The organism is Natronomonas halophila, assembly GCF_013391085.1.
GTDB classification, from domain to species: Archaea; Halobacteriota; Halobacteria; order Halobacteriales; family Haloarculaceae; genus Natronomonas; species Natronomonas halophila.
Genome location: NZ_CP058334.1, coordinates 828,235 through 850,409 on the forward strand (window position 1 = coordinate 828,235; position 22,175 = coordinate 850,409).

Genomic DNA, 22,175 nt, shown 5'->3' on the forward strand with positions numbered 1-22,175 from the left:
TCAATCGTCGGCGTCGTGGAGGCTCTCGAGGATTTCGGGGTCGGTACGGAACTTCAGGACGTTCGTCACGACGGAGTTGCGGAGGTTGTGGACGATATCGCCGTGTTCCTTGTAGAACTCGTGAATCCACTGGGACTGGGCGTCCCGGGTCGGGAACATCATGACCGACTTCCACTGGTATTCCCCATCCGAGAGGAAGTAAAACAGCGTGTTGGGCGAATCCCGGATGAACTCCATCGCCGGACGCCACTGCTCGTCGAAGTTCTCGGGGTTGAACTTGAACTCGAAGAGCGCGAAGTGAAAGTACTCCTCGTTGGGGATGATGGCCTCCCGAAAGACGCCCTCCTCGCGCATCCCTCGGATGGACTCCGAAACGGTGACGTGGGAGACGTCGATGTCGTACTTCTCGTCCAGAATCCGGGCCAGGTCCCGCGAGGACAACTGCGGGTCCCGGGAGAGTTCCCGAAGGACCAGCACGTCCCGTTCTTTGAAATCCCAGCTAGGGGCGTCACTCGATGGCATGGCCGGCTACTCACTCCCCTCCAAGGTGTCAGTTTCGGTGAGGAACCGCCGCAGTTCCTCCCGGTAGGTCTCCGAGCGGTCCTCGACGACCCAGTGGTAGGCCTCGTCGAGTTCGACGACCTCACCACCGAGGTCCTCGGCGAGCCGCTGGCCGTACTCCAGCGGCTGCATGACGTCGTCTGTCGCCCACAGACACAGCACCTCGGCGTCGATAGCGTCGTAGGGAATCTCGGTCGTGTGGTTGGTGTTCGTAGCGACGGCCGCTCGTGCGATAGCGCGCTTGCCGTTCTCGCGAAGCCACGGCGCCTTCATTCCCGCGACGAACTCGGGGTCGGCATCGCCGTAAGCGCCCTCGGCGAAGGCGAAATCGAGTTTGGCCTCGAACTCCTCGTCGTCGAGTTCCTCGGTTCCCGGCAGGCCGAGGTTCGAGATGAACTCGACGGGCCAGGAATCGTAGCAGACGATGTTCGACGCGACGAACCGGTGGACGCGCTCGGGGCTGTGGGCCGCGAAACGAAGCGCCGCACCGCCACCGATGTCGTGCGCCACGAGCGTTACGGAGTCTTCGCCGAGCGTATCGAGGAGGTCTTCGAGCATCGCCTCCTGAGCGCGAATCGAGCGGTCGAAGCCCTCGTGGCTCGCGGAGTTGCCGTACCCGAGCATGTCGGGGACGACGACGCGGTAGTCGTCGGCGAAGGCGGGTGCGACGTCACGCCAGAGGAACGACCACGTCGGCACGCCGTGGACGAAGACGAGCGTGTCCTCGGGGTCCTCGGGGCCGTCCTCGTAGTACGCGACCGACAGGTCGTGGCCGTCGACGGTGACAGTCGTCTCCGACTGTGCGTCGGTCCACGCTTCGTGATTCATAGGAGGCGGTCGGAGATGATGTTCTTCTGGATCTCGCTGGTACCCTCGTAGATCTTCGTGATACGGGCGTCACGGTAGATGCGCTCGACGGGGTGGTCCGAGACGTAGCCCGCGCCGCCGTGTACCTGAATCGCCTCGTCGGCGATGTCGACGGCGTTCTCGGAGGCGAACAGTTTCGCCATCGAGGCCAGGCGGACGGCGGTGTCGTCCTTGTCCTCCTCGACGTGGGAGGCCGCACGGTAGGTCAGCGAGCGGGCGGCTTCGAGGTTCGTCGCCATGTCGGCGATCTTGTGCTCGATAGCCTGGAACTCCTTGATCTTCTGGCCGAACTGCTCGCGGTCGTTGGCGTAGTCGATAGCCGCGTCGAGCGCGCCCTGTGCGGCGCCGACCGCCTGGGAGGCGACGCTGGTTCGACCGGAGGCGAAGAAGTCCATCAGCTGGTAGAATCCCTTGTTCTTCTCGCCGATGATGTTCTCCTCGGGGACGCGCACGTCGTCGATGACGACCTCCGCGAGGTCCGATGCGCGGATACCGAGCTTGTTGTTGATTTTCGTCGGCTTGAAGCCGTCCTTGTCGGTGGGGACGAGGAAGGCGGTGATACCGCGGTGTGGCGGCTCCGCGTCGGGGTCGGTCTTGGTCATGACGACCGCGACGTCGGCGACGGTGCCGTTGGTAATCCACATCTTGTTACCGTTGAGGACGTACTCGTCGCCGTCCTTCTCGGCGTGGGTTTCGATGCCGGCGACGTTCGAGCCGTGGGCCGGCTCGGAGATACAGGAACAGGATGCCGATTCGCCGCTGGCGATTTTCGGCAGCCACTCCTCTTTCATCCACTCGTCACCGTACTCCACGATCATCGAGGAACCGAAGCCGGCCGAGCCGATGGCCGAGCCGATGCCGGGGTCCGCACGCCACAGTTCCTCGGTGACGATGGTGCGGCCGATGGCGTCCATGCCCGCGCCGCCGTATTCGACGGGGATGTGCGGGGAGACGAAATCCAGTTCCGCAGCCTGCCGGCGCAGGTCCTCGGGATACTCCTGACTTTCGTCGTGTTCACGGGCGACGGGCGCTATTTCTTCCTGTCCGAACTCGCGGACAGCCTCACGAATCGCCTCGTGCTCAGCGTTGAGCTTAAAGGACATGTACGGACCATTAGCTTCCGATGCAAAATAGATTGCCCCTCATATCGAACAGCGTTAATTCGATGCGCGGACGGACGTACTATTCTCCCTTGAAGTCGGGTTCGCGGCCTTCCATGAAGGCGGTCGCGCCCTCCTCGTGGTCGTCGGTCGCGAAAACGGCCGCCTGCGCGGACGCCTCGTTGTCGAGGGCCTCCTTCAGCGAGGCGTCGAAGCCCTGGTTGAGAGCCTGCTTCGAGTTCCGGAGCGCGATGGTCGGGCCGTTCGCGATGGGGTCGATGAACTCCGCGGCCTGTTCCTCGAAGTCCTCCTCGAAGACGTGGTTGAAGAGGCCGAGGTCCGCGGCGTCGTCCGCGTCAAGCAGTTCGCCGGTGAAGACCAGTTCCTTGGCCTTGCTGAGGCCGACTTCGCGGGGCAGCAGGTAGGAGGTGCCCGTGTCGACGGCGAGGCCGACCTGCCGGAAGCCGAAGGAGATGCTCGCGTCGCCCGAAGCAAGCGTGATGTCCGCGGCGATAGCGAGGTTCGCGCCCGCACCATAGGCGACGCCGTCGACCTTCGCGATGGTCGGCAGGTGGAACTCGGCGATGCGCTGGATGGCGCGGCTCGTCTCGTGTTGGATGCGTTCGACGGCCTCGTGGAGTTCGGCCTGGTCGCTCATCAACTCGACCATGGAGTTGACGTCGCCGCCCGCACAGAAGGTGCCCTCCTTGCCCGTGATGACGAGACAGCGCACATCGTCGCTGGCTTCGGCCTCGTCGACCGCATCGACGATAGCGCCGGACATCTCGCTGGACAGCGCGTTGCGGCTGTCCGGGCGGTTGAGCGTAATCGTCGCGATGCCGTCCTCGATATCGAGGGTCGCTGCGTCACTCATGATACACCACCACATACGACCCCTCCCTCTAAAGCCTTCCCAATACGCTGACCAGCGTTTAGGCTTTGTAGTATATTCCTAACGATTGAAAGAATAGAACCGCACGTGGTTTCGGTTGCTCAAAGCGGCCGTTCGCGAGGGACGCCCTATGTGACGCCGATGTAGGCGTCGCGGACGTACTCGCTTTCCTTGAACTCCTCGGCGGTCCCGGAGAGTTCGATGCGGCCGTTCTCGATTAGATAGAGGCGTTCGGCGTGTCGCAGCGCGAACGTCGAGTTCTGCTCGACCAGCAGGATGGTCAGGCCCTCGTCGAGCAGTCGCTCGATGGCGTCGCTGATGTCGTCGATGATGACCGGCGCCAACCCGAGCGTCGGTTCGTCGAGCATCAGCAGTTCGGGGTCGCTCATCAGCGCGCGGCCGACGGCGAGCATCTGCTGTTCGCCGCCGGACATGGTTTCGGCTTCCTGCTCGCGACGCTCGTCAAGGCGGGGAAAGAGGTCGTAGACCATCTGGAGGTCCTCTTTGACCGCCTCGCGGTCGTCGCGGAACTGCGCGCCCATCAGCAGGTTCTGCTCGACGGTGAAGAACGGGAAGAGGTCCCGGTCTTCCGTACAGTAGACGAGGCCGTCCTCGATGAGTTGTTGGCTCGATACGGCCGCGACGTCCTGGTCGTGGTAGTTTATCGACCCCTCGAAATCGAGGAGGCCGGCAACCGTATCCAGCATCGTCGTCTTGCCGGCCCCGTTCGGGCCGATGACGCCGACGATTTCGCCGCGGTCGACCGACAACGAGACGTCGTCGAGCGCTTGGGTCTTCCCGTAGTATACGTCGAGGTTTGCTATTTCGAGTAGTGGGTCGCTCATATGTCGCCCTCCGTCGAGAGGTAGGCTTCCTGTACGTCCTCGTTGTTCGCGATCTCCTCTGGCGTGCCTTCCGCGAGTTTGGCGCCGTTATGCAGGACGACGACGCGGTCGACCAACTCCATGAGACTGCTCATGTTGTGGTCGACGACGACCATCGTCATGCCCTCCTCGCGGAGCCGTTCGATCTGGTCGGAGAGTTTGCGGATCTCCGCCTGATTCATGCCGGCAAAGGGCTCGTCGAGCAGCATCATCGACGGCTCCGTCGCCAGCGCCTTGGCGATTTCGAGTCGCCGCACGTCCGCGTGCGGCAACTCATCGGGTGTCTCGTGGAGCACGTCGTCGATGTCGACCCGCTTGGCGTAGCCGGCGATTTCCTCGTCGGAGGCACCGCCGTGTAGCGACGTGATGCTGTTCGGCAGCGTGAACAGCTTGATGTTGCCGGCCACGGGCAGGATGTCGATGGGGTTCGACTCCTGGGAGACCCGCGAGAGGCCCTGATTGACGATTTCGTGAGTATCCAGTTCGGTGATATCCGCACCGTCGAACCGGACGTGACCGTCGGTCACGTCGTAGATACCCATCGTACAGTTGAACACCGTCGACTTCCCGGAGCCGTTCGGGCCGATGAGGCCGAGGATTTCGCCCTCCTCGACGTCGAAGGAGAGGTCGTCGACTGCGACGAGGCCGCCGAACCGCTTGGTCAGCCCGTCGATTTCGAGGATGCTCATTGTTCGTCACCTCCGACGGCGCCGAGTCGATGCCAGACCTTGCGGAACAGGCCGTTCCGCGCGAACACGAGCACGGACAGCACGGCCGTCCACAGCAGGAGGTACCGAACCGATGTTTCGAGGTCACCGAGAATCTCGTGGTTGAGGAACTCGAAGAGGAAGGCTCCACCGAGCGGACCGAGGATGGAGCTCATCCCGCCGAGGACCGCAATCGCGATTATCTCGATGCTGTTGTCGACGATGACGAAGGTACTCGGGTCAACGTTGCCCGTAAAGCCGACGAGCAGAACGCCGCCGATACCCATCGGAATCGAACTGAGGACGAACGACCCGATCTTGAACTTCGTGGGGTTGATGCCGGCAGCCGAAACCGCCGCCTCGTTTTCCCGAATCGCGATCAGGATCATCCCGAGGTTCGACCGCGCCAGATACGTCAGTACCAGCGCGATCAGCAGCATCGGGATGACCATGTAGTAGTACCGCAGCATGGGGTCCCACGTGAAGACGCTCGGCTCTTGGAAGCCGGGAATCCCGCCGAGCGCGCTGTAGGCGGTCGTCAGCCGATAGAACAGCAGGACCGACACGAACGTAATCAGCGAGAAGTACGGTCCTTCCAGCCGTAGCGTCGGCAGCGCAACGAGCAGGCCGACGATGAGCGCCGCAAGCACCGACAGCGGTGCCGTGATGAAAAGCGACATCTCGGGGTTGACATTGACCAGCAGGAGCGCGGTCGTGTAGCCGGCGGCACTCGACAGCACCGAGTGGCCGAAACTGATGTAGCCGGTGTAGCCGCTCTGGATGTCCCAGCTCATGGCGAAGATGGCCCAGATGCTGGCCAGCGCCAGCGTCCGGAGCATGCTGCCGCTGACGAGCGGGGCCCAGACGCCGGCCGTCAGTAGGCCGACGAACGTGACCAGCAGGAAGAGGAACTGTAACCCCGTCAGTTCGCCGAAGTAGTCGCCGAGCCGTGCGTTGAACGCGTTCGCGACCGGCGACAGCGCGCGGTCGACCGGCGCCAACACGCGGTCGAAGACGCGGCCGAGCGGGGCCAGTACGTTCTCACGAATCGATCCGACCGCCTCCTGAACCGAACCGGAGGCGGCAGCCAGGATAGTACCGATGAAGAAAAGCGGGTTAGTCATGGACGAACTCCCTCCCGTAGATGCCTTCCGGCATGTAGAGGATGAACAGCAGGAGCAGCGCCAGCGAGAGGATGCCGCGGAACTCCTGCCCGATGAAGGTGACCGTGAACTGTTCGAGGAACCCGACGAGGTACGCAGCGACCACCGAGCCCTTGACCGAGCCGATACCGCCGATGACGACGATGATAAAGGCCAGCGCGAGCGGGTTGAGCCACATCAGCGGCGTGGCGCCGTTCGACGAACCGAGGAAGACCCCGGCGATGCCGGCCAGCGCACCCGCGATGAGCCACGTCTTGGCTCGCACCGAGTGCAGGTCGACGGCCGTGAGCACCGCACCGCGTTCGCTCATCGAGGCCGCGAGGATGGACCGGCCATCGTCGGTCTGGGTGATGTAGTAATACAGCAACCCGATGGCGATCCACGAGACGACGAAGCCGACGATTTCGACGTTACGGATGCGGATACCGATACCGTACTGTCCGAGGTTCTGTGCCCCCGAGATGAGCGTCATCCCGAATGGGGTCGAACCGAACTGGTAGATGACGAACTCGGTGGCCATCGTCGCGAGGATGACCGTCGCAAGGAACGTGATGACGACGTCGTCCTCGATGTATTTGATCAGTATTTCGTACATCGCCAAAGAGAGAACCGCGATAGCGATGACGGCGATCGGAAACGCGATAGCCGGATGTATCGCCGGGACGACCGCATCCCGGACGAGGAGGCCGAAGACGTAGGCCCCGGCCATGATAAGCGCGCCGTGGGCGAGGTTCAGGATACCCCCCACACCGAAAATCATCGTAAAGCCGATTGCGATCAGGGCGTAGACGGCACTAATCATCGCGCCCTGAATAATCAGCGAGGATACCTGGCCGAAGACCATCGCTTACCGCATCCACGCCGGCATGACGTGTTCTTCCGTACGGTTCTTCGACGGATAGACACACTCGATTTCCCCGCCCTCCTGCCACTGGGTAACCGGGAAGTTCGAGATGTCACCGTTCTCGTCGCGGGTCTCCTTGAGGTCATGCGGGTAATCCGAATCCTGCCCGTAGAACTCGATGTTGCCGGCGACACCCGTGTAACTCGTATCCAGCATCGCGTCGATGAACGAGTCGAGGTCCTGCCGGGGCACGGCGCCGTTGGCGACGGCGTTCTGTGCGATAAAGAGGCCGTCGTAGGTGTTGAAGCCCATGTACATCGGCGCCCGGAACGGCGGGTTCTCGGCGTCGCCGTACTGCTCGCGGTAGGCTTCGGTGAACGGAACCGTCTTCTCGGTGATGTCGGTGACGCCGGCTGCCCCCGTCTGCGAGGTCGTCTCGTAGAGCGCGACCCCTTCGGTCGCGTCGTAGTAGGCGGGCAGCATCGACGCGACGTGGATGCCCTCGATACCGAACTCGTATTCGCCGTCGTGCCAGAGGCCGAGCATCTGGCCGGCCTGAATGTGGGCGAAGAAGCGCAGGACGTAATCCGCACCCGAATCGTCCACGTCGCTCATGATGGGCGAGAAGTCCGAGGTGTTGATGTTGAGTGCGCTCTCGTGGACGATTTCGATGTCGCGCTCTTCGAGGTAGCCCGGAATCAGTTCGGCGAACGGTTCCGTCCAGGCCGCCTGGTCGCGCAGGAAGGCGACCTGGTCCCAGCCGTGTCGCTCCTTGAGGTACTCACAGTAGCCGGCCATCGCTTCCGCCTGGAAGTCGGAGTTGACGGGGCCGATACGGAAGACGTTCTTGTACGTCTCGTAATCCTCGCCCGCGAAGTCGGCCGTCAGCGCCGGCGATGCGGAGCCGGTGATGAAGTACGGAACGTCGAAGTTGGAAGTCAGGTCGACGACGGCCTGTGAGGCCTCGGAGGCGAACCCACCGATGAGGAGGTCGACTTCCTCCTGCTGGATGAGTTCCTCGGTGACCGACTGCGCCTCGCTGGGGTCGGCACGCGTGTCTTCGGTGACCAGTTCGACGTCGCCGTTGTTGATGCCACCGTTTTCGTTGATTTCCGCGATAGCCATCTCGGCGCTTCGGGCCGAACCGATACCGAGGGGGTTGGACATCGGCCCAATGTGGCCGATCTTGAACCCGTCCGATTCACCGCCGCCGCCATCACCGAGACAACCGGCCATCGAGACACCGGCCGCGCCGGCCCCGGTTGCTTTCAGGAAGGCCCGGCGGTCGACGCCGCGGTACCCAGTTGTGTCCGTTGACCGACTACTTTTGCCATTGTTAACCATTGGTCCGGTACCTTCTTACAGAAGATACCCCTTAAATCTGCGGTACGTTTTGGACCAGTTGCCCAGATGAAATAAACCGCCGTCGCAAGTTTTACCGCGCCGTCCAGCCACCGTCGACCGCGAATACCGACCCCGTGGCATACGACGCGAGGTCGCTGGCCAGGAACACGGCCGGACCGGCGATTTCCTCGGGGTCCGCAAAGCGGTCCATCGGCGTCCGGTCGAGAATCGACTGCCGGAGGTCCTCGTCTTCCTGCAGGTCCTCGGTGAGGTCCGTCGCGACGTAGCCCGGCGCGAGGCAGTTGACCCGTACCTCGGGAGCCCAATCCAGCGCGAGGCTCTTGGTCAGGCCCACGAGACCGTGCTTCGAAGCGACGTAGGGGTGCTGGCGGGGGAGGCCGACCAGCCCGCCGACCGAGGCGACGTTGACCAGCGAACCGCCGGATTCCCGCAGCGACGTTTCGGCGGCCCGAGCACAGGCGAAGGCCCCGCCGAGATTGACGTCCATCACCTGCTCGTAGCCCTCCTCGGGGACCGACTCGGGAGTGCCGAGCGCCGATGCCGGATTGATGCCCGCGTTGTTCACCACGACGTCGATACCGAGATCCTCGTCGATGCGCTCGAAGACCGCCTCGACTGCCTCGGTGTCGGCGACGTCGACGGTTTCGACGCGGCTCTCGACGCCGCGCTCGCGGACCTCGTCGACGACTGCTTCGACGGACGATTCCGTCCGGGACAGCGGGACGACGTTCGCGCCAGCGTCGGCGAAGCCAAGCGAAATCGCCCGCCCGATGCCACGCGTGCCGCCGGTGACGACGGCCGTCGTGCCGGAAAGGTTCAGGTCCATATCGGGACTCGCGTGGCGGGCCGGCAAAAAGCCCGTGGCGCGGCTCACCATCCGAGCGTCCGTCCGGTTCGTAACGCTCATACGGCCGATGGGTCTACATACCCGTAATGGACCTGCGCGTCATCGAGAACCTGGAGACCGAACTGTCCATCGAGATTCAGGACGAAGACCACACCTTCATGAACGTCCTCAAGGACGCCCTGCTGGAGGTCGACGGCGTTGCCGCGGCGACCTACGACATGAACCCCGAACAGTCCGGTGGCCAGACCGACCCCATCGTCACCATCAAGACCGACGGCAGCATCGACCCCCTCGATGCGCTCGAAGCGGCCGCCGACGGCGTCAAATCCAAGACCGACGCCTTCCGCGACGCCTTCCAGTCCGCCGCCTGAATTTTTCGGTGAATCCGTATGATGTCGGTTTTCCTTTCAATCCCGAATAGACACTAGTTCTATTTTATAAACCGAACTTGGCGACTGCTCGGGCACAAACAGCCGGAAGGAGTAGTTGGTAGCACGGGTTCTTTATTCGGCATTGGTCGAAGTAGCTGTAAGGACGAGCGTGGAGATCGGCCGAACTCTCTCTGCCCCCAAAGGTAGATAGTCAGAGGTTCGAACTGTGAACGATTCTCGGGTTGGTCATACGTCTCGGACGAATCAGTTTGTCCAATAGAGTCTGCCACCGTTTGCCAGAAGAGTGATTCCCAATAAGGAGGCCAGAATGAAGACTGGCCACGCGAAATCGTATACATACTGGCATCTTCGGTACACGATTTGACCTGCCTCATTCAGATGTAACCCTTGCGGTGGCACCGTCCTCTCACAGGCATGTTGCCCCAGAGTGACGAACCCAAGACCCTCACCCCAACCGACATACAGCGTCAAAAATCCAGCAAGAATACTTCCGAACGCGAGGATGTTGGTTCGTTTCACAGGGCCACACACCAGCCCATTTGTATATTAATTCGGGGTCTTGTACTGGCTGGTTCGTAGATTCCCTCTACTGAACGATTTCTCTCACTAGTCGATTATACCGGGATTACTCGTTGTCGCCCCGAACAGGGAGACTAGCCGCAGTCGCATCGATTTCGAAATCTGGCCCTTTCCTGCCAGAGACCGACCCTGGTTCAAGAACGAATGCCCTGACTGTTGAGGTATCTTGGCCCGGAAAGACATGGCTGGAGGGGAACTGGTCATTTTGTGCGAGGGCCATTCCGGCTTCTTGGCCGTCTTCGGAGAGTTGGTCGAGTGACCCCTGAACAATCACACTCGCGAAGTCACGCGCTGTTTTCGCATCCTGAACGGTGAAGCAGGCGGTGTCTGTTTGAGTTAGAAAGGTTCGTCGTTTGCTCTCTGCGGGCATCGCTAACTCGAAATAGAGCTTTCCGTTCCGATAGCCGAAGGATTCGGGAGTACCGTAGGCTTCTGCGTCGGCACAAGTAGAGAGGACACCGGTTTCCTGCTGCTGAAGGAAGGCCCCAATCTCATCGGCGGTCATCTTGAGCATACTGTTAATTCAAATAGCAGACACATATGTTATTTCCCCGGGACGAGCCGAATATGAATTCTGCATTGATTACCCCACCGCCCACCCCATCAACCGATTTCGTTTTTCGACCTTCCGAGCAGCAATCACCCGCGAGTCGGCAGATGAGAAACGAAAAAGAACCGCTGGTTAAATCCGAACCGGAACGCCCCGCTCGTCGAGGTACTCCTTGACTTCCTCGATGGTGTACTCGCCGAAGTGGAAGATAGAGGCCGCAAGCGCGGCGTCAGCGCCTGCCTCCTCGAAGACTTCGTAGACGTGTTCGGGGCTGCCACAACCGGAGGAGGCGATGACGGGCGTCGAGACGTTGTCGCAGACAGCCTTTATAAGCGGAATATCGTAGCCGTCCTTCGTACCGTCGCGGTCGATGGAGTTGACGAAGAGTTCGCCGGCGCCGCGGTTCTCGGCCTCGCGGGCCCATTCGACGACGTCGATACCGGTGCCCTCGCGGCCACCCTTCTTCGTGCATTCGAACCAGACGTCCTCGCCGTCGGCCTCGAAGTAGTGTTCGCCCTCGTCGTCGTAGCGCCGGCGGGCGTCGACGCTGATGACGATACACTGACTGCCGAAGGCCCCTGCGCCCTCGGTGATGAGTTCGGGGCGTTCGAGGGCGCCCGTCGTGATAGAGACCTTGTCCGCGCCAGCGCGGAGCGTCTCCTTGATGTCGGCTTTCGTGCGGATGCCGCCGCCGACGGTCAGCGGGATGAACACCTCGTCGGCGACCGAGGAGACGGTATCCAGCATCGTCTCTCGGCCCTCGGCGGAGGCGGTGATATCGAGGAAGACGAACTCGTCGGCGCCCGACTCGTTGTACTTCTCGGCGAGTTCGACCGGGTCGCCGGTGTATTCGAGGTTCTCGAAGTTGACTCCCGTATACACCGCGGCGTTCCCCTCCTCGTCGACGTCGACGTCGATGCAGGGGATGATGCGCTTGGTCAGAGCCATTTAGTCGTCTCGACGTACGCCACCTCGCCGCTTGACCGTTTCGGAGTCACGACCCCCGTGTAGAAAGGCACAAACGCGCCGACGAACAACCCACGGCCGATGACCACCGTCCACAATATCGCACAGGGTGTCCGCTCGTTTACGAGCAACGCCTTCCTCATCGAGGGCGACCGCACCGTACTCGTTGATGCGGGCAACGAGTTCGACGCCGTCGACCGCATCGAATCGGTGACCGACGACCTCGACGCGCTCGTGCTCACCCACACGCACCCGGACCACGTCGGCAACGTCGCCAGCGTCGTCGACGCCTTCGACGTCGACGTCTGGGGCTTCGACCCCGACCACGAACTCGTCGACCACGCCATCGCCGACGGCGAGACGGTCGCCATCGGTGACGGCGACTACCGCGCGCTCCACACGCCGGGCCACAAGGACGACCACCTCTGTTTCTATTCGACCGACGACGGCCTGCTCTTTGCGGGCGACCTCGTCTTCGCCAACGGTGGGTTCGGCCGCACGGACCTCGAAGAGGGCGACCGCCCGACGCTCATCGAGAGCATCGATTACCTGCAGAAAGAAGTCGGCAACGCCCTCTCGGCGATGTACGTCGGCCACGGTCCCGCGGTCGAAACGAACCCCGCACACCATATCGAACTCGCCGGGCAGGCGGCCCGGATGGGCCAATAACTCAGACCGCCGAAAGCAGGGCGTCGTAAGCCTCCGAGTACGCGTCGGCGACGACCGGCAGATCGCCTCGTTCTTCGCTCGATAGCGCCGGGAGCGTCACCGAGGCCACCGGGTCGAGTAACTCGATGACGTGGTCGACCCGCTCTTCGAGGCGGCCCTCGTGGGCGCTCCCGCTTGCGACCTCGCAGGCCTTCGCGTATCGGTCCCCGGGGTAAATCCGACAGCGACGCGGTTCGACGACCGCGACGGCATCCGGTTCGAAGCCAGCCAGCGGCCGGGCGATATCGGAATAGGATTCGACAATCGCGTCCTCGCGGGTAGCGATTTCATCGCTGAGCGCGGCCAGCGCCGGTTTGTGCTTCTCGGCCATCAGGTCGTTCAGCGCCGCCAGCGACTCCACTTTCGGCGCCGAATCGAGCGGGAATGCCCGCTCGGCCGCCGGCGGCACCGTAACGGTGCCGTTGACGACGTACTCGTCGCGCGGGTCGTTTTCCCCGCCGTTGTCCCCTTCGACATCGCCAAGGCGTGTCACCCGGTCGACGACGAAGGCCCGGCCCTCGCGTCCGAGCAGGCCCTTCCCCTTGCCCGGGGTCGGCAGCCAGAGACGATGAATCGGGTTGATGGCCTCGGGCCGCACGTCGCCCGGTGCGGCGGCCGCGAGTCGCTTGGCGTCCTTGCCGTAGAGGCGGCCACGGTCGACCGCATCGCGGTAATCGTCCTGGTCGTACCAGTAGTCGTTGCCGGCCCGCGGTTTGTAGCCGCGAACGCCGGTCCGCTCGATGAGGCCGGTCGTAAAGGTCGTCTTGCCAGCATCGACCTCGCTTGCGCCTGCGACCAGCAGTTGCATCTATTTGAGGCCGTAGTAGCCCGGTTCGTTCTCGTCGTCCGGTTCGGCGAAGACGAACGCGTCGCTGTGGTCGAGCATCCACGGGATCGCCCAGTCCAGCAGGATGTTCTCGGTTTCGACGTCGAGTTCCCGCTCGGGGTCGACCCCCTGCAGGCGGCGGGCGATTTCGTAGACGGTGTACATCTGGTCGTCCTCGAGAACCTCCTCGGGGTCGCGGAACTGGAACTCCCGGAGGTCATCGAACTCCTCGCGCGGTCGTGGCATGGCTCCGGGTAGGTCGTCACGCCTTTTAGGCGTTGATTACCGTCGCTCCCCGGAGCGGGAACAGAAAAAGGACCGACGTCGGCGACGCGCTATTCCGGGGTAGCGGTGCCGTCGTCGCCCTCATAGTCGACGGTGATACCGTCGGGCACTGGCTGGAGGACGTAGCTACCGGTCTGGCCGCGCTTGACCGGCGTGAAGTCCGCCGTGAACACCGTCCGGGTGTTCTCGCGCACCTCGAACGACTGGTTGAACGTCAGCGGGGCCTCACCCGGCACCTCGACGGTCGCCTCGCTGCCGTCGTTCAGCGTCGCGTCGACGCCGTCCGTGTCCAGTTGCAGGAACTCGTAGGTGCCCGTCTCCAGTTCCCGCTCGTCGACCAACTGTGTCTCGCCGTCCTGCAACTGGACGAGGTCGGCCTCCTGCGGTTCATCGTACTCGTAATACTCCCGCTCGGAGGGCGTCTCGCCGGATTCGGTGCCGGAGTCGGCGCCGTCCGGACCGAGCCACATCCCGACGACGGTAACGATACATTCCTCGAAGTCCCCGATATCGCCGGGCTGGTCGGTAACCCGCGTCGCGAGCGTCCCGGTGGAACCACCGAGACAGCCCGCGAAGCCGACCATGCTCGCCGTCGCTGCGCCCGTCGTTACAAGGTACGTACGTCTGTCCATGTTCATAGTTGTTTAATAAAACCGATAGTCGCTAAATCCTAACGGCCAAAACCCAGATTACGCGTCCGAGTCGGACGTTTCGGTGGGTTCGTTGCTATCCGTGTCGTCGTCAGCGTCGCCGTCGTCAGCGCTTTCGTCAGCGTCACTATCGCCGTCCTCGCTGTCGGCCGCCTCGTCGTCAGCGGCGTCGTCCGCGAGGAGGTCGTTCAGCGACTGGCCGAGGTTGTCGACCTCACCGTTGAGGTACGACTCGATGGTGTCGTGAATCTGGCTCACGTGGTCCGGGACCTGCTCGGGCAGCCCGTCGCTCGGGCCGACACCGTCGGCGTTACCCTCACGGGCCTCGCTCGCGTTGGCTGCGTCGCCGTCCTCGGCGTCGTCAGCATCGTCAGCGTCCGCATCGGCCGGCACGTTTTCGTCGTGCGCGTCCGTGGCGTTGTCGTTCGCTGCGGCACCGGGGCTGGCGGCACCGAGCGCCGCCGCGCCACCGATGAGCAGCATCGTTGCGACCGCGACCGTGATGAGTTGTTTCGCTCTCATTGCACTCGGGTCTGGGACGGACAGCCACTTAACGGGGGTAGACCCCGAAGTCGGATTTAGCCGGTTTGAACGCTTCTAAAGCCGAATTAAGCCGGATTAAATCGCCTTTCGAGCGGCAGCGTCGCCGGCCCGATTCATGTATTTAGCTCTGTTGGCCGGGCCGAATCGCCGCCCGGGTCGGCCGCACGAAACGGTTGCTTCGGCAATAATGCCTTTATATACACGCATCCTTCTCACGGACGTGAACCGGGGATTCGTCGCCGTAGTAATCGTGTTCGTCGTCGTCGCTGGCGTCACCGTGCCCGGGCTTGCGGCCGCCTCAACGGGCACCGCCGCAGCACCGACACTCCAGGAGGACATCAACCCCGACGACGTCGTGATGGAAGTCGACGTCGAGGCGGACGGCGATGCCGCCTGGCGTATCGAATACCGGATGCGACTCAATACCGACCAGGACGAACAGGCATTCGAGAACCTCTCGAACGACATCGAATCCGACCCCGGCCCGTACGTCGAGCGGTTCCACAACCGGATGAACGCGACGGCTGACAGCGCCGCCAACGCGACGGGGCGAGAGATGGCCATCACGAACGTCTCCGTCTCGGCCACGCGGGAGGAACTTCCGCAGGAACGCGGCGTCGTCACCTTCACTTTCCGGTGGTCGAACTTCGCCGCCACCGACGGGGACCGCCTGCTCGTCGGCGACGCCATCGACGGCCTCGTCCTCGACGAGAACACCTCGCTGTTGATCACCTGGCCCGACGAATACGCCCTCCTCGATGCGAATCCCTCACCGACCGAATCACGGGACGGGACGGCAAGCTACGACGGCCCGACCAACTTCGCGACCGGCGAGCCGCGGCTCGAACTCGGTCCCAAGGATGCCACGCCCGCCGATAACGGGCTGGCCGGGTCCTCCTTCCTCGTCGGGGGTCTTCTCGTCCTTCTGGTCTTCCTCCTTGGGGGGCTGCTGCTCGTCTGGCGGCGTGGCGGCATGTTTGGCGTTGGAGGTGAGAACAACGAGAATGACGGAGATGGCGGCGGTGGCAGTTCCCCAGCCGCCGCGGCCGAAGACGAAGCCGAACCCACACCAACCGACCCGGACCTACTGAGCAACGAAGAGCAGGTCCTCCAACTCATCGAGCAGCACGGCGGGCGCATGAAACAGCAGGCCGTCGCCGAGGAGTTGGGCTGGACCGACGCCAAGACGAGTCAGGTCACGAAGGGCCTCCGCGAGGAGGGCGACCTCGAAGGCTTCCGACTCGGCCGGGAGAACGTGCTGGCGCTACCCGACGAGGACATCACGGAGGACGCCGACGGCAGCGACCGCGAGCAGTAGCGAGGGCGGCCGCCCCAACACTATACTTCTGGCGGGCCGTTCCGAACGTATGGTACCCGGCTCCGCCTCGGCGGCGCGCGACCTCAGCGACTCGATCGATTACATTCCCTTCGGAATCCGCGGATTGGACGGCGACGTTCGCGGCATCCCGACGGGCAGTTGCGTCCTGTTGGCCGGCGCACCCGACGCCGGCGGCGACGCGTTCACGTATACGAGCCTCGCACGCCTGATGGCCGCGAAACACCGCCCGGAGACGGTCCGCAGCGAACTCGCCGACCGGGCCGAACACGTCCCCGAATCGGTGACCTACCTGACCCTGAGCAACGACCGCGAACACGTCTACAGCGAACTCGACGCGGTCCTCGACGACGAGAGCTTCGACGTACTGGCCGACCACATGACCGTCGCCGACTACTCACAGCGGTTCATGGACCTGCTCCCGGTCCCGTCGGCGCTGTTCGAGGCGCGTCGAAAGACGCCGAACGACTCCGAGGAAGCGTCCCCGCTCGAAGCCGCCGAGGGGGTGGATGAACCGGCCGACCCCGACCCCGACGTGGAGACGTTCGGCGACCTGCTGGAGGATATCGGCGACCGCCTCGCCGAGGCGAGCGACAACCTCATCGTCGTCGATTCGCTGTCGGACCTCGAACGCGCAACGGAGTTCGGCCTACCGCGGAACCACAAACTCGCCTTTTTAATCGGGCTTCGTGAGGCCGTCGTCAACTGGGGGACCGTCGCCTTCGTCAAATACGACAGCAGGGCGGCCGAAGTCCGGCAAAACGACACTATTCACGGGCTCCTGCACGGTCACATCTACTTTTATTCGAACGACGAAGGATATACGACCTATCGAACGGTCCGTGTCGGCTCCTTCGGCGGGGCCCTCGACATGAAACGGCAGACCGTCTTCGACTCGATTATCGACGAGCACGGCTTCCGAGCCAAGGCGACGAAGAAGATCGGCCGCAAACACTGGTGAGGCAATCGCGACAACTGTGGCTATCCGGTGTGGCGCGCGAAAGAAAATCGATGGTGTGACTACGGTACCTTACTGCTGCGTGGCCTTCTCGTACTGCTCGGCGACGTTGTCCCAGTCGACGACGTCGAAGAAGTTGTCGATGAAGCTGCCGCGGTCCGGACCGTAGTCGTAGTAGTAGGAGTGCTCCCAGACGTCGACCGCCAGGATGGGGTGGCTACCCCAGAGCGCGCCCTGGTCGTGCTTGTCGACGACGAGGTTACGCAGCTGGTCGGCGACGGGGTCGTAGACCAGCAGCGCCCAGCCACCGGCGGCGCCGGCAGCGGCCTTGAACTCGCCCTTCCAGGCATCGAAGGACCCGAAGTCCTCCTCGATGCGGTCGGCGAGTTCGCCGTCGGGTTCGCCACCGCCGTTCGGGGCCATGTTCTCCCAGAACAGCGTGTGGAGATAGTGACCGCTACCGTTGTGGGTCACGTTGCGGATGGCTGCGGGGGAGCCACCGAAGTCGCCCGCCTCGCGGTTCTCCGCGAGGGTCTCCTCGGCGCTTTCGAGGCCGTTGACGTAGCCCTGATGGTGGGTGTCGTGGTGCCACGTCATGACCTGCTCGGAGATGGACGGTTCGAGGGCGTCGTAGTCGTACGGGAGCGGCGGTAGTTCGGGGTTGGAATGTTCAGGCATTTATATCGTCCTCCATTTCTAGGACTCTCCGCGATGACTGTTAAAACTTCGTTGTCAGAGGCTAACATGCACCGAACCAAAGACCGACAGATAGCGTGCGGACGGGGCCGAAGAGATGGCGCCGAAACCGGCTACGTCTCCTCCTCGCCACGGGCACGCTTGAACATCGCCAGCGCTTCCTCACGGCGCTCGCCGTGGTCGACCACCGGTTCGGGGTAATCAGGAGCGGCGGCCTCGCGCTCGTCCTCGGAGAGTTCGTGCCACGAGTGAATCGTCTCGGGGTCGGTTTCGCGGAGTTCGGGGACGTACTCTTTAATATAGGTCGCCTCGGGGTCGTACCGCTCGCCCTGTGACATCGGATTGAAGATACGGAAATACGGCTGGGCGTCGGTGCCCGTCGAAGCCGCCCACTGCCAGCCGCCGTTGTCGTTGGCCGTGTCGTGGTCGACCAGATGCTCCCGGAAGTGGTCGTAGCCCTCGCGCCAGTCGATGAGCAGGTCCTTCGTCAGGAACGAGGCGACAATCATCCGCACTCGGTTGTGCATGTACGCCTCCTCGCGGAGTTGGCGCATCCCGGCATCGACGATGGGGTAGCCCGTCTTTCCGGCCTTCCAAGCCGCCAACAGGTCCTCGTCGTTTTCCCACTCGATTTCGTGGTCGTATTCCTTGTAGTTCTCCGTGACGACGCTCGGGTTGAAGTGGAGGACGTGCGTGTAGAACTCCCGCCAGGCCAACTGCGAGCGGAACTCCGCGACGGATTCGGCGGCCTCGTCTTCGGCGTGGGCTTGCGTCTCCCGCACCGCCGCATCGACTTCCCGAATGCCGATGGTCCCGAACTTCAGATGCGGCGAGAGTCGGGAGGTGGCTTCTTCAGCCGGGTAATCGCGGGCTTCCTCGTACCGGGTGACGTCCGTCGCGAGAAAATCATCGAGCAACTCCCGGGCCGCCTCGGTGCCTGCCTCGGGGATGGACGCTGCCGGGGCATCGAAGCCGAGATTCGACAGCGTCGGAATCGGTTCGCCGTCGGAGGCCTCGGCCAACTCCGGCACCTCGTAGGGATCGGCCTTCTCCCTATCGCGCCACTTCTTCCAGAAGTAGGTGTACACCGAATAGGGGTCGCCCTGATTCGTCGTGATGGAGCCGGGTTGGTGGCAAATCGCGTCGTGGAACTGCTGGGGGAGGACGTCCCACTCCGTCAGTTCCTCAGCGACCAGTTCGTCGCGGCGCTGGGCCAGCCCCGAATAATCCCGATTCCACGAGACGGTGTCGACGTCGTGCTCCTCGGCGAGATCCAACAGCACGTCGGCGGGAGCGCCGTGGCGGACGAAGAGGTCAGACCCACGCTCCCGGTAGGCGTCTCGCAGGGATTCGAGCGCATCCAGCAGGAAGGCCACGCGCGGCGCGCCGGCGTGTTCGAGGACGTTCTCATCGAAGACTAACACTCCCGCAGCCGGCTCGGAGGGGTCGGCCAGCCCGCGGTTGTCGGCCACGCGAAGGTCCCGCCGGTGCCAATGCAGGCGCATTGGCTTTCGAATCGGGCGTTCGGCGTGTAAATCTCCGGGTCGGACCGCTCGTCTCCTGGTTCAGGATACAAATCGCGGAACCGAACAGCAGTAACGGGCGAAAAATGACGCTCTACTTATGCGGGTCCAGCAGGTCGTAACTGCGTTCCCACTCGTAATCGTCGTCGTGGTAGCGCTCGGCCAGCGGTTCGTCGGGCATCTCGCCGAGTTCGCGTTTCTCCTGCCCGTAGGAGGGTCGGTCCGCCTCGTGGTAGAACCGGCCGGTCAGCACCTCGCCCTCGTAGAGGGCTTCCTCGGTCTTCTGCATCATGTCGGCGGCCTCTCGCCGGTCCGAGACGTCGAAGTCGTAGTCGTCGCTCTGCTGGACGTCGACGTAGGGGACGTACTGCTTGGCGTCCTTGTTCCAGGTCGGACACTGGGTCAGGAAGTCGATATGCGAGAAGCCGTCGTGTTCGATGGCTTCCACGAGGATTTCCTGAGCCTGATTCGGGTTGACGGCAGCGGTTCGGGCGGCGTACGTCGCGCCGGCGGTCAGTGCCGTCGTCAGGGGCCGAATCGGCGACTTCGCGGAGCCGTGGGGCTGGGTCTTCGATTTGTGGCCCTTCGGGCTGGTGGGCGAGGTCTGGCCCTTCGTCAGCCCGAAAATCTCGTTGTTGAACACGATGTAGGTGAAATCGTGGTTCTCCCGGGCGGTGTGCATGAAGTGGTTGCCACCGATACCGTAGCCGTCGCCGTCGCCGCCCGCCGCGATGACTTCGAGTTCGGGGTTGGCGAGTTTGGCGGCCCGGGCGATGGGCAGCGCACGGCCGTGAATGGTGTGGAAGCCGTAGCTGTCGAAGTAACTGCTCAGTTTGCCGGAACAGCCGATACCGGTCACGAGCAGGATCTCTTCGGGGTCCTTGCCGAGGTCGGCCATGGCGCCTTTCAGCGCCTTGAGGACGCCGAAGTCACCACAGCCGGGACACCAGGTCGCCTGTGGCTCGATACCGGGTGTGTACTCGTCGCGTTCTACCTCGCGGTCCTCGCCGATTGCGTTGAATGCGCTCATGGTCAATCACCTGCCGCGGGGACGAACCGGGTGGTCGGCGCGGGTTCGCTCCCCTCGATGATGGTTTCGAACCCCTCGACGATTTCGTGGGGTTCGAACGGGTTGCCGTTGTACTTCAGGAGGCTGTTCATCTTGGGCCCGAACCGACCGATTTCCTTCTGGACGAGTCCGCGGAACTGTGCGGAGGCGGTCATCTCGACGACGAGCGCCTCGTCGACCGATTCGAGGAATTCGGTGATTTCGGCTTCGGCCAGCGGCATGACCCCGGAGACACCGAGGGACTTGACGCTGTGGCCGGCCTCGTTCAGGCGGTCGACGGCCTCCTCGACGGTGCCCTGCTGGCTGCCGAAGGTGAGGATGCCGTAGTCGGCGTCCTCGGGGCCGTGGTAGGACTGGTGGCTGCCCTCCTGCTCGTCGAGGTCATCGCGAATCGTGTCGAGTTTGCCGAGGCGGCGCTCCAGTTGGGCCACGCGGTTGTCGGGGTCCTCGCTGATGTGGCCCTCGGGGGTGTGTTCGTTGCCGGTCGCGAGGAACTTGCCGCCCTTCTGACCTGGAATCGAGCGGGGGGAGACGCCCTTGTCGTTGTCGGGGTCGTGCTGGAACCGCTGGAACTTGCCGGAGGCGTGGTGGGCGGCCTCGGCGAGTTCCTCCTCGGTGAGCGTCTCGCCGAGGTCCGGGTTCGGTTCGCGGTCGAAGAACGACTCGTCGACGTTCCGCAGTTCACCGGAGAGTTTCTGGTCGTAGAGGACGATGGCCGGCAACTGGTACTCGTAGGCGATGCGGAACGCCTCGCGGGTCTGCTCGTAGGCCTCCATGACGTTGCCCGGCGCGAAGACGACCCGCGAGGAGTCACCCTGACTCGTATACAGGACGTGTTCGAGGTCGCTCTGTTCGGGTTTGGTCGGCATCCCCGTCGACGGCCCGGCGCGCATGGCCTCGATGAGGACGACCGGCGTTTCGGTCATCTCGGCGAGGCCGAGCGGTTCGGACATGAGTGCGAAGCCACCGCCCGAGGAACCGGACATGGCCTTGACGCCAGCGTGGGACGCCCCGAGCGCGAGCGCGGCCGCGGCGATTTCGTCTTCGACCTGTTCGGAGACTCCACCCATCTCGGGGAGGTACTTGCTCATCAGCGTGAACACCTCGGTCCACGGGGTCATCGGGTAGCCCGAGATGAACCGACAGCCCTCGTCGAGGGCGCCGAAGGCGATGGCGTTGCTGCCCGACAGCAGGACCTGCTCTTCGTCGTGGTCGCCGGTCGGCATCCGGAGGTCATGGGAGAACTCCATCTCTTTGACCTGCTGGTAGGCGGCTTCGAGGATTTCGAGGTTGGCCTCCAGTACCTCGCCGGACATGGCGTCTTCCATGAGGTCCTCGACGTGTTCGAGGTCGTAGTCGAGCAGGGCGGCGGTCGCGCCGACGCCGGCGGTGTTCCGCATGACCTCGCGGCCCTTCTCGCGGGCCATCCCACGGAGGTCGAGCGGGTAGACGTTCCAATCGTTCTCCTCGACGCGCTCCTCGAAGTCGGGAATCTCCTCGGGGTCGATGAGTCCCTCGTCGTAGACGATGACGCCCCCCTCGCGGAGTTCGTCGAGGTTCTCCGCCAGCGGTTTGGCCTCCTCGTTGCCGTAGTAGGCGTCTTCCTGTGGGTTACGGGCGAAGGAGTCACCCAGCGCCAGTAGGAAGTTGTAGCCGTCGCCCCTCGATGCGACGTCGTCGGGGCCGGCCCGGACTTCGACGTAGGTGTGGCCGCCGCGAATCCGCGACGGATAGTGCCGGTGGGTGAATACGTCGAGTCCGGACCGCATCAGCGCTTTCGCGAAGTTCTGGCTCGTCGAGTCGATTCCGTCGCCGGAACCACCCGCGATTCGCCAGACGATTTCCTCTGTCATTGATATCACTG

Annotated in this window: 24 protein-coding genes; 4 read left to right on the plus strand and 20 right to left on the minus strand. The window is 63.4% G+C overall.

Annotation, left to right across the window (positions count from 1 at the left end; genetic code table 11):
* The 10 genes from HWV23_RS04600 to HWV23_RS04645 form a co-directional block, all read right to left on the minus strand.
* Entirely contained in the window at nucleotides 1-522 is a 522-nt protein-coding gene (locus tag HWV23_RS04600) for an Lrp/AsnC family transcriptional regulator (protein WP_178289250.1), read from the minus strand.
* Nucleotides 523-528: 6 nt separating this feature from the next.
* Entirely contained in the window at nucleotides 529-1,389 is an 861-nt protein-coding gene (locus HWV23_RS04605; protein ID WP_178289251.1) for an alpha/beta fold hydrolase, read from the minus strand.
* Nucleotides 1,386-2,531, minus strand: coding sequence for an acyl-CoA dehydrogenase family protein (locus HWV23_RS04610; protein WP_178289252.1), 1,146 nt, complete (start codon nucleotides 2,529-2,531; stop codon nucleotides 1,386-1,388). Before HWV23_RS04610 ends, HWV23_RS04605 begins: the two co-directional genes overlap by 4 nt.
* Before the next feature lie 79 nt (nucleotides 2,532-2,610).
* Nucleotides 2,611-3,402, minus strand: coding sequence for an enoyl-CoA hydratase/isomerase family protein (locus HWV23_RS04615; RefSeq protein WP_178289253.1), 792 nt, complete (start codon nucleotides 3,400-3,402; stop codon nucleotides 2,611-2,613).
* A 146-nt stretch (nucleotides 3,403-3,548) separates the two neighbouring features.
* Nucleotides 3,549-4,265, minus strand: coding sequence for an ABC transporter ATP-binding protein (locus tag HWV23_RS04620; RefSeq protein ID WP_178289254.1), 717 nt, complete (start codon nucleotides 4,263-4,265; stop codon nucleotides 3,549-3,551).
* On the minus strand, nucleotides 4,262-4,993 hold the full coding sequence (locus HWV23_RS04625; protein WP_178289255.1) for an ABC transporter ATP-binding protein: 732 nt from the start codon (nucleotides 4,991-4,993) through the stop codon (nucleotides 4,262-4,264). The genes HWV23_RS04620 and HWV23_RS04625 overlap by 4 nt, the downstream gene beginning before the upstream one ends.
* Complete coding sequence (locus HWV23_RS04630; protein WP_178289256.1) at nucleotides 4,990-6,135, minus strand: branched-chain amino acid ABC transporter permease; 1,146 nt, start codon at nucleotides 6,133-6,135, stop codon at nucleotides 4,990-4,992. Before HWV23_RS04630 ends, HWV23_RS04625 begins: the two co-directional genes overlap by 4 nt.
* Nucleotides 6,128-7,018: a branched-chain amino acid ABC transporter permease gene (locus tag HWV23_RS04635; protein WP_211693315.1), complete on the minus strand. Its 891-nt coding sequence runs from the start codon at nucleotides 7,016-7,018 to the stop codon at nucleotides 6,128-6,130. Before HWV23_RS04635 ends, HWV23_RS04630 begins: the two co-directional genes overlap by 8 nt.
* Nucleotides 7,019-7,021: 3 nt before the next feature.
* Nucleotides 7,022-8,362 (minus strand): ABC transporter substrate-binding protein, encoded by a 1,341-nt coding sequence (locus HWV23_RS04640; protein ID WP_178289257.1) that lies wholly within the window; start codon nucleotides 8,360-8,362, stop codon nucleotides 7,022-7,024.
* Nucleotides 8,363-8,453: 91 nt separating this feature from the next.
* Nucleotides 8,454-9,209, minus strand: a complete 756-nt coding sequence (locus tag HWV23_RS04645; protein ID WP_178289258.1) for an SDR family NAD(P)-dependent oxidoreductase — start codon at nucleotides 9,207-9,209, stop codon at nucleotides 8,454-8,456.
* A gap of 107 nt (nucleotides 9,210-9,316) precedes the next feature.
* Between HWV23_RS04645 and HWV23_RS04650 the strand changes: the two genes are divergently transcribed.
* Nucleotides 9,317-9,601: a DNA-directed RNA polymerase subunit L gene (locus HWV23_RS04650; RefSeq protein WP_178289259.1), complete on the plus strand. Its 285-nt coding sequence runs from the start codon at nucleotides 9,317-9,319 to the stop codon at nucleotides 9,599-9,601.
* Nucleotides 9,602-10,247: 646 nt separating this feature from the next.
* Here the strand turns inward: HWV23_RS04650 and HWV23_RS04655 are convergent.
* Nucleotides 10,248-10,715 carry a pyridoxamine 5'-phosphate oxidase family protein gene (locus HWV23_RS04655; RefSeq protein WP_178289260.1) on the minus strand — a complete coding sequence of 156 codons (468 nt, stop codon included), beginning with the start codon at nucleotides 10,713-10,715 and terminating at the stop codon, nucleotides 10,248-10,250.
* A gap of 168 nt (nucleotides 10,716-10,883) precedes the next feature.
* Entirely contained in the window at nucleotides 10,884-11,699 is an 816-nt protein-coding gene (gene hisF, locus HWV23_RS04660) for an imidazole glycerol phosphate synthase subunit HisF (RefSeq protein ID WP_178289261.1), read from the minus strand.
* 99 nt (nucleotides 11,700-11,798) lie between these two features.
* Here hisF and HWV23_RS04665 point away from each other — a divergent pair, with 99 nt between their 5' ends.
* Nucleotides 11,799-12,386: an MBL fold metallo-hydrolase gene (locus HWV23_RS04665; protein WP_178289262.1), complete on the plus strand. Its 588-nt coding sequence runs from the start codon at nucleotides 11,799-11,801 to the stop codon at nucleotides 12,384-12,386.
* Nucleotide 12,387: 1 nt separating this feature from the next.
* On the opposite strand, the gene HWV23_RS04670 is transcribed toward HWV23_RS04665, so the two are convergent.
* The 4 genes from HWV23_RS04670 to HWV23_RS04685 form a co-directional block, all read right to left on the minus strand.
* Entirely contained in the window at nucleotides 12,388-13,233 is an 846-nt protein-coding gene (locus HWV23_RS04670; protein ID WP_178289263.1) for an ATPase, read from the minus strand.
* Nucleotides 13,234-13,497 (minus strand): DUF5827 family protein, encoded by a 264-nt coding sequence (locus HWV23_RS04675; RefSeq protein ID WP_178289264.1) that lies wholly within the window; start codon nucleotides 13,495-13,497, stop codon nucleotides 13,234-13,236.
* 89 nt (nucleotides 13,498-13,586) lie between these two features.
* On the minus strand, nucleotides 13,587-14,168 hold the full coding sequence (locus HWV23_RS04680; RefSeq protein WP_246282730.1) for a DUF4382 domain-containing protein: 582 nt from the start codon (nucleotides 14,166-14,168) through the stop codon (nucleotides 13,587-13,589).
* A 57-nt stretch (nucleotides 14,169-14,225) separates the two neighbouring features.
* Nucleotides 14,226-14,708 (minus strand): hypothetical protein, encoded by a 483-nt coding sequence (locus tag HWV23_RS04685; protein WP_178289266.1) that lies wholly within the window; start codon nucleotides 14,706-14,708, stop codon nucleotides 14,226-14,228.
* 241 nt (nucleotides 14,709-14,949) lie between these two features.
* Between HWV23_RS04685 and HWV23_RS04690 the strand changes: the two genes are divergently transcribed.
* Together HWV23_RS04690 and HWV23_RS04695 are read left to right on the plus strand one after the other, a co-directional pair.
* Entirely contained in the window at nucleotides 14,950-16,047 is a 1,098-nt protein-coding gene (locus tag HWV23_RS04690; protein ID WP_211693317.1) for a helix-turn-helix transcriptional regulator, read from the plus strand.
* Nucleotides 16,048-16,096: 49 nt separating this feature from the next.
* Nucleotides 16,097-17,026, plus strand: coding sequence for an RAD55 family ATPase (locus HWV23_RS04695; RefSeq protein WP_178289268.1), 930 nt, complete (start codon nucleotides 16,097-16,099; stop codon nucleotides 17,024-17,026).
* Between the two features lie 69 nt (nucleotides 17,027-17,095).
* On the opposite strand, the gene sod is transcribed toward HWV23_RS04695, so the two are convergent.
* The 4 genes from sod to HWV23_RS04715 form a co-directional block, all read right to left on the minus strand.
* Nucleotides 17,096-17,701 carry a superoxide dismutase gene (gene sod, locus HWV23_RS04700; RefSeq protein WP_178289269.1) on the minus strand — a complete coding sequence of 202 codons (606 nt, stop codon included), beginning with the start codon at nucleotides 17,699-17,701 and terminating at the stop codon, nucleotides 17,096-17,098.
* Between the two features lie 131 nt (nucleotides 17,702-17,832).
* Nucleotides 17,833-19,224, minus strand: a complete 1,392-nt coding sequence (locus HWV23_RS04705; protein ID WP_178289270.1) for a cryptochrome/photolyase family protein — start codon at nucleotides 19,222-19,224, stop codon at nucleotides 17,833-17,835.
* A gap of 112 nt (nucleotides 19,225-19,336) precedes the next feature.
* Nucleotides 19,337-20,272 carry a thiamine pyrophosphate-dependent enzyme gene (locus HWV23_RS04710; protein WP_178289271.1) on the minus strand — a complete coding sequence of 312 codons (936 nt, stop codon included), beginning with the start codon at nucleotides 20,270-20,272 and terminating at the stop codon, nucleotides 19,337-19,339.
* A gap of 2 nt (nucleotides 20,273-20,274) precedes the next feature.
* Nucleotides 20,275-22,164, minus strand: coding sequence for a 2-oxoacid:acceptor oxidoreductase subunit alpha (locus HWV23_RS04715; protein ID WP_178289272.1), 1,890 nt, complete (start codon nucleotides 22,162-22,164; stop codon nucleotides 20,275-20,277).
* Nucleotides 22,165-22,175: the final 11 nt, after the last annotated feature.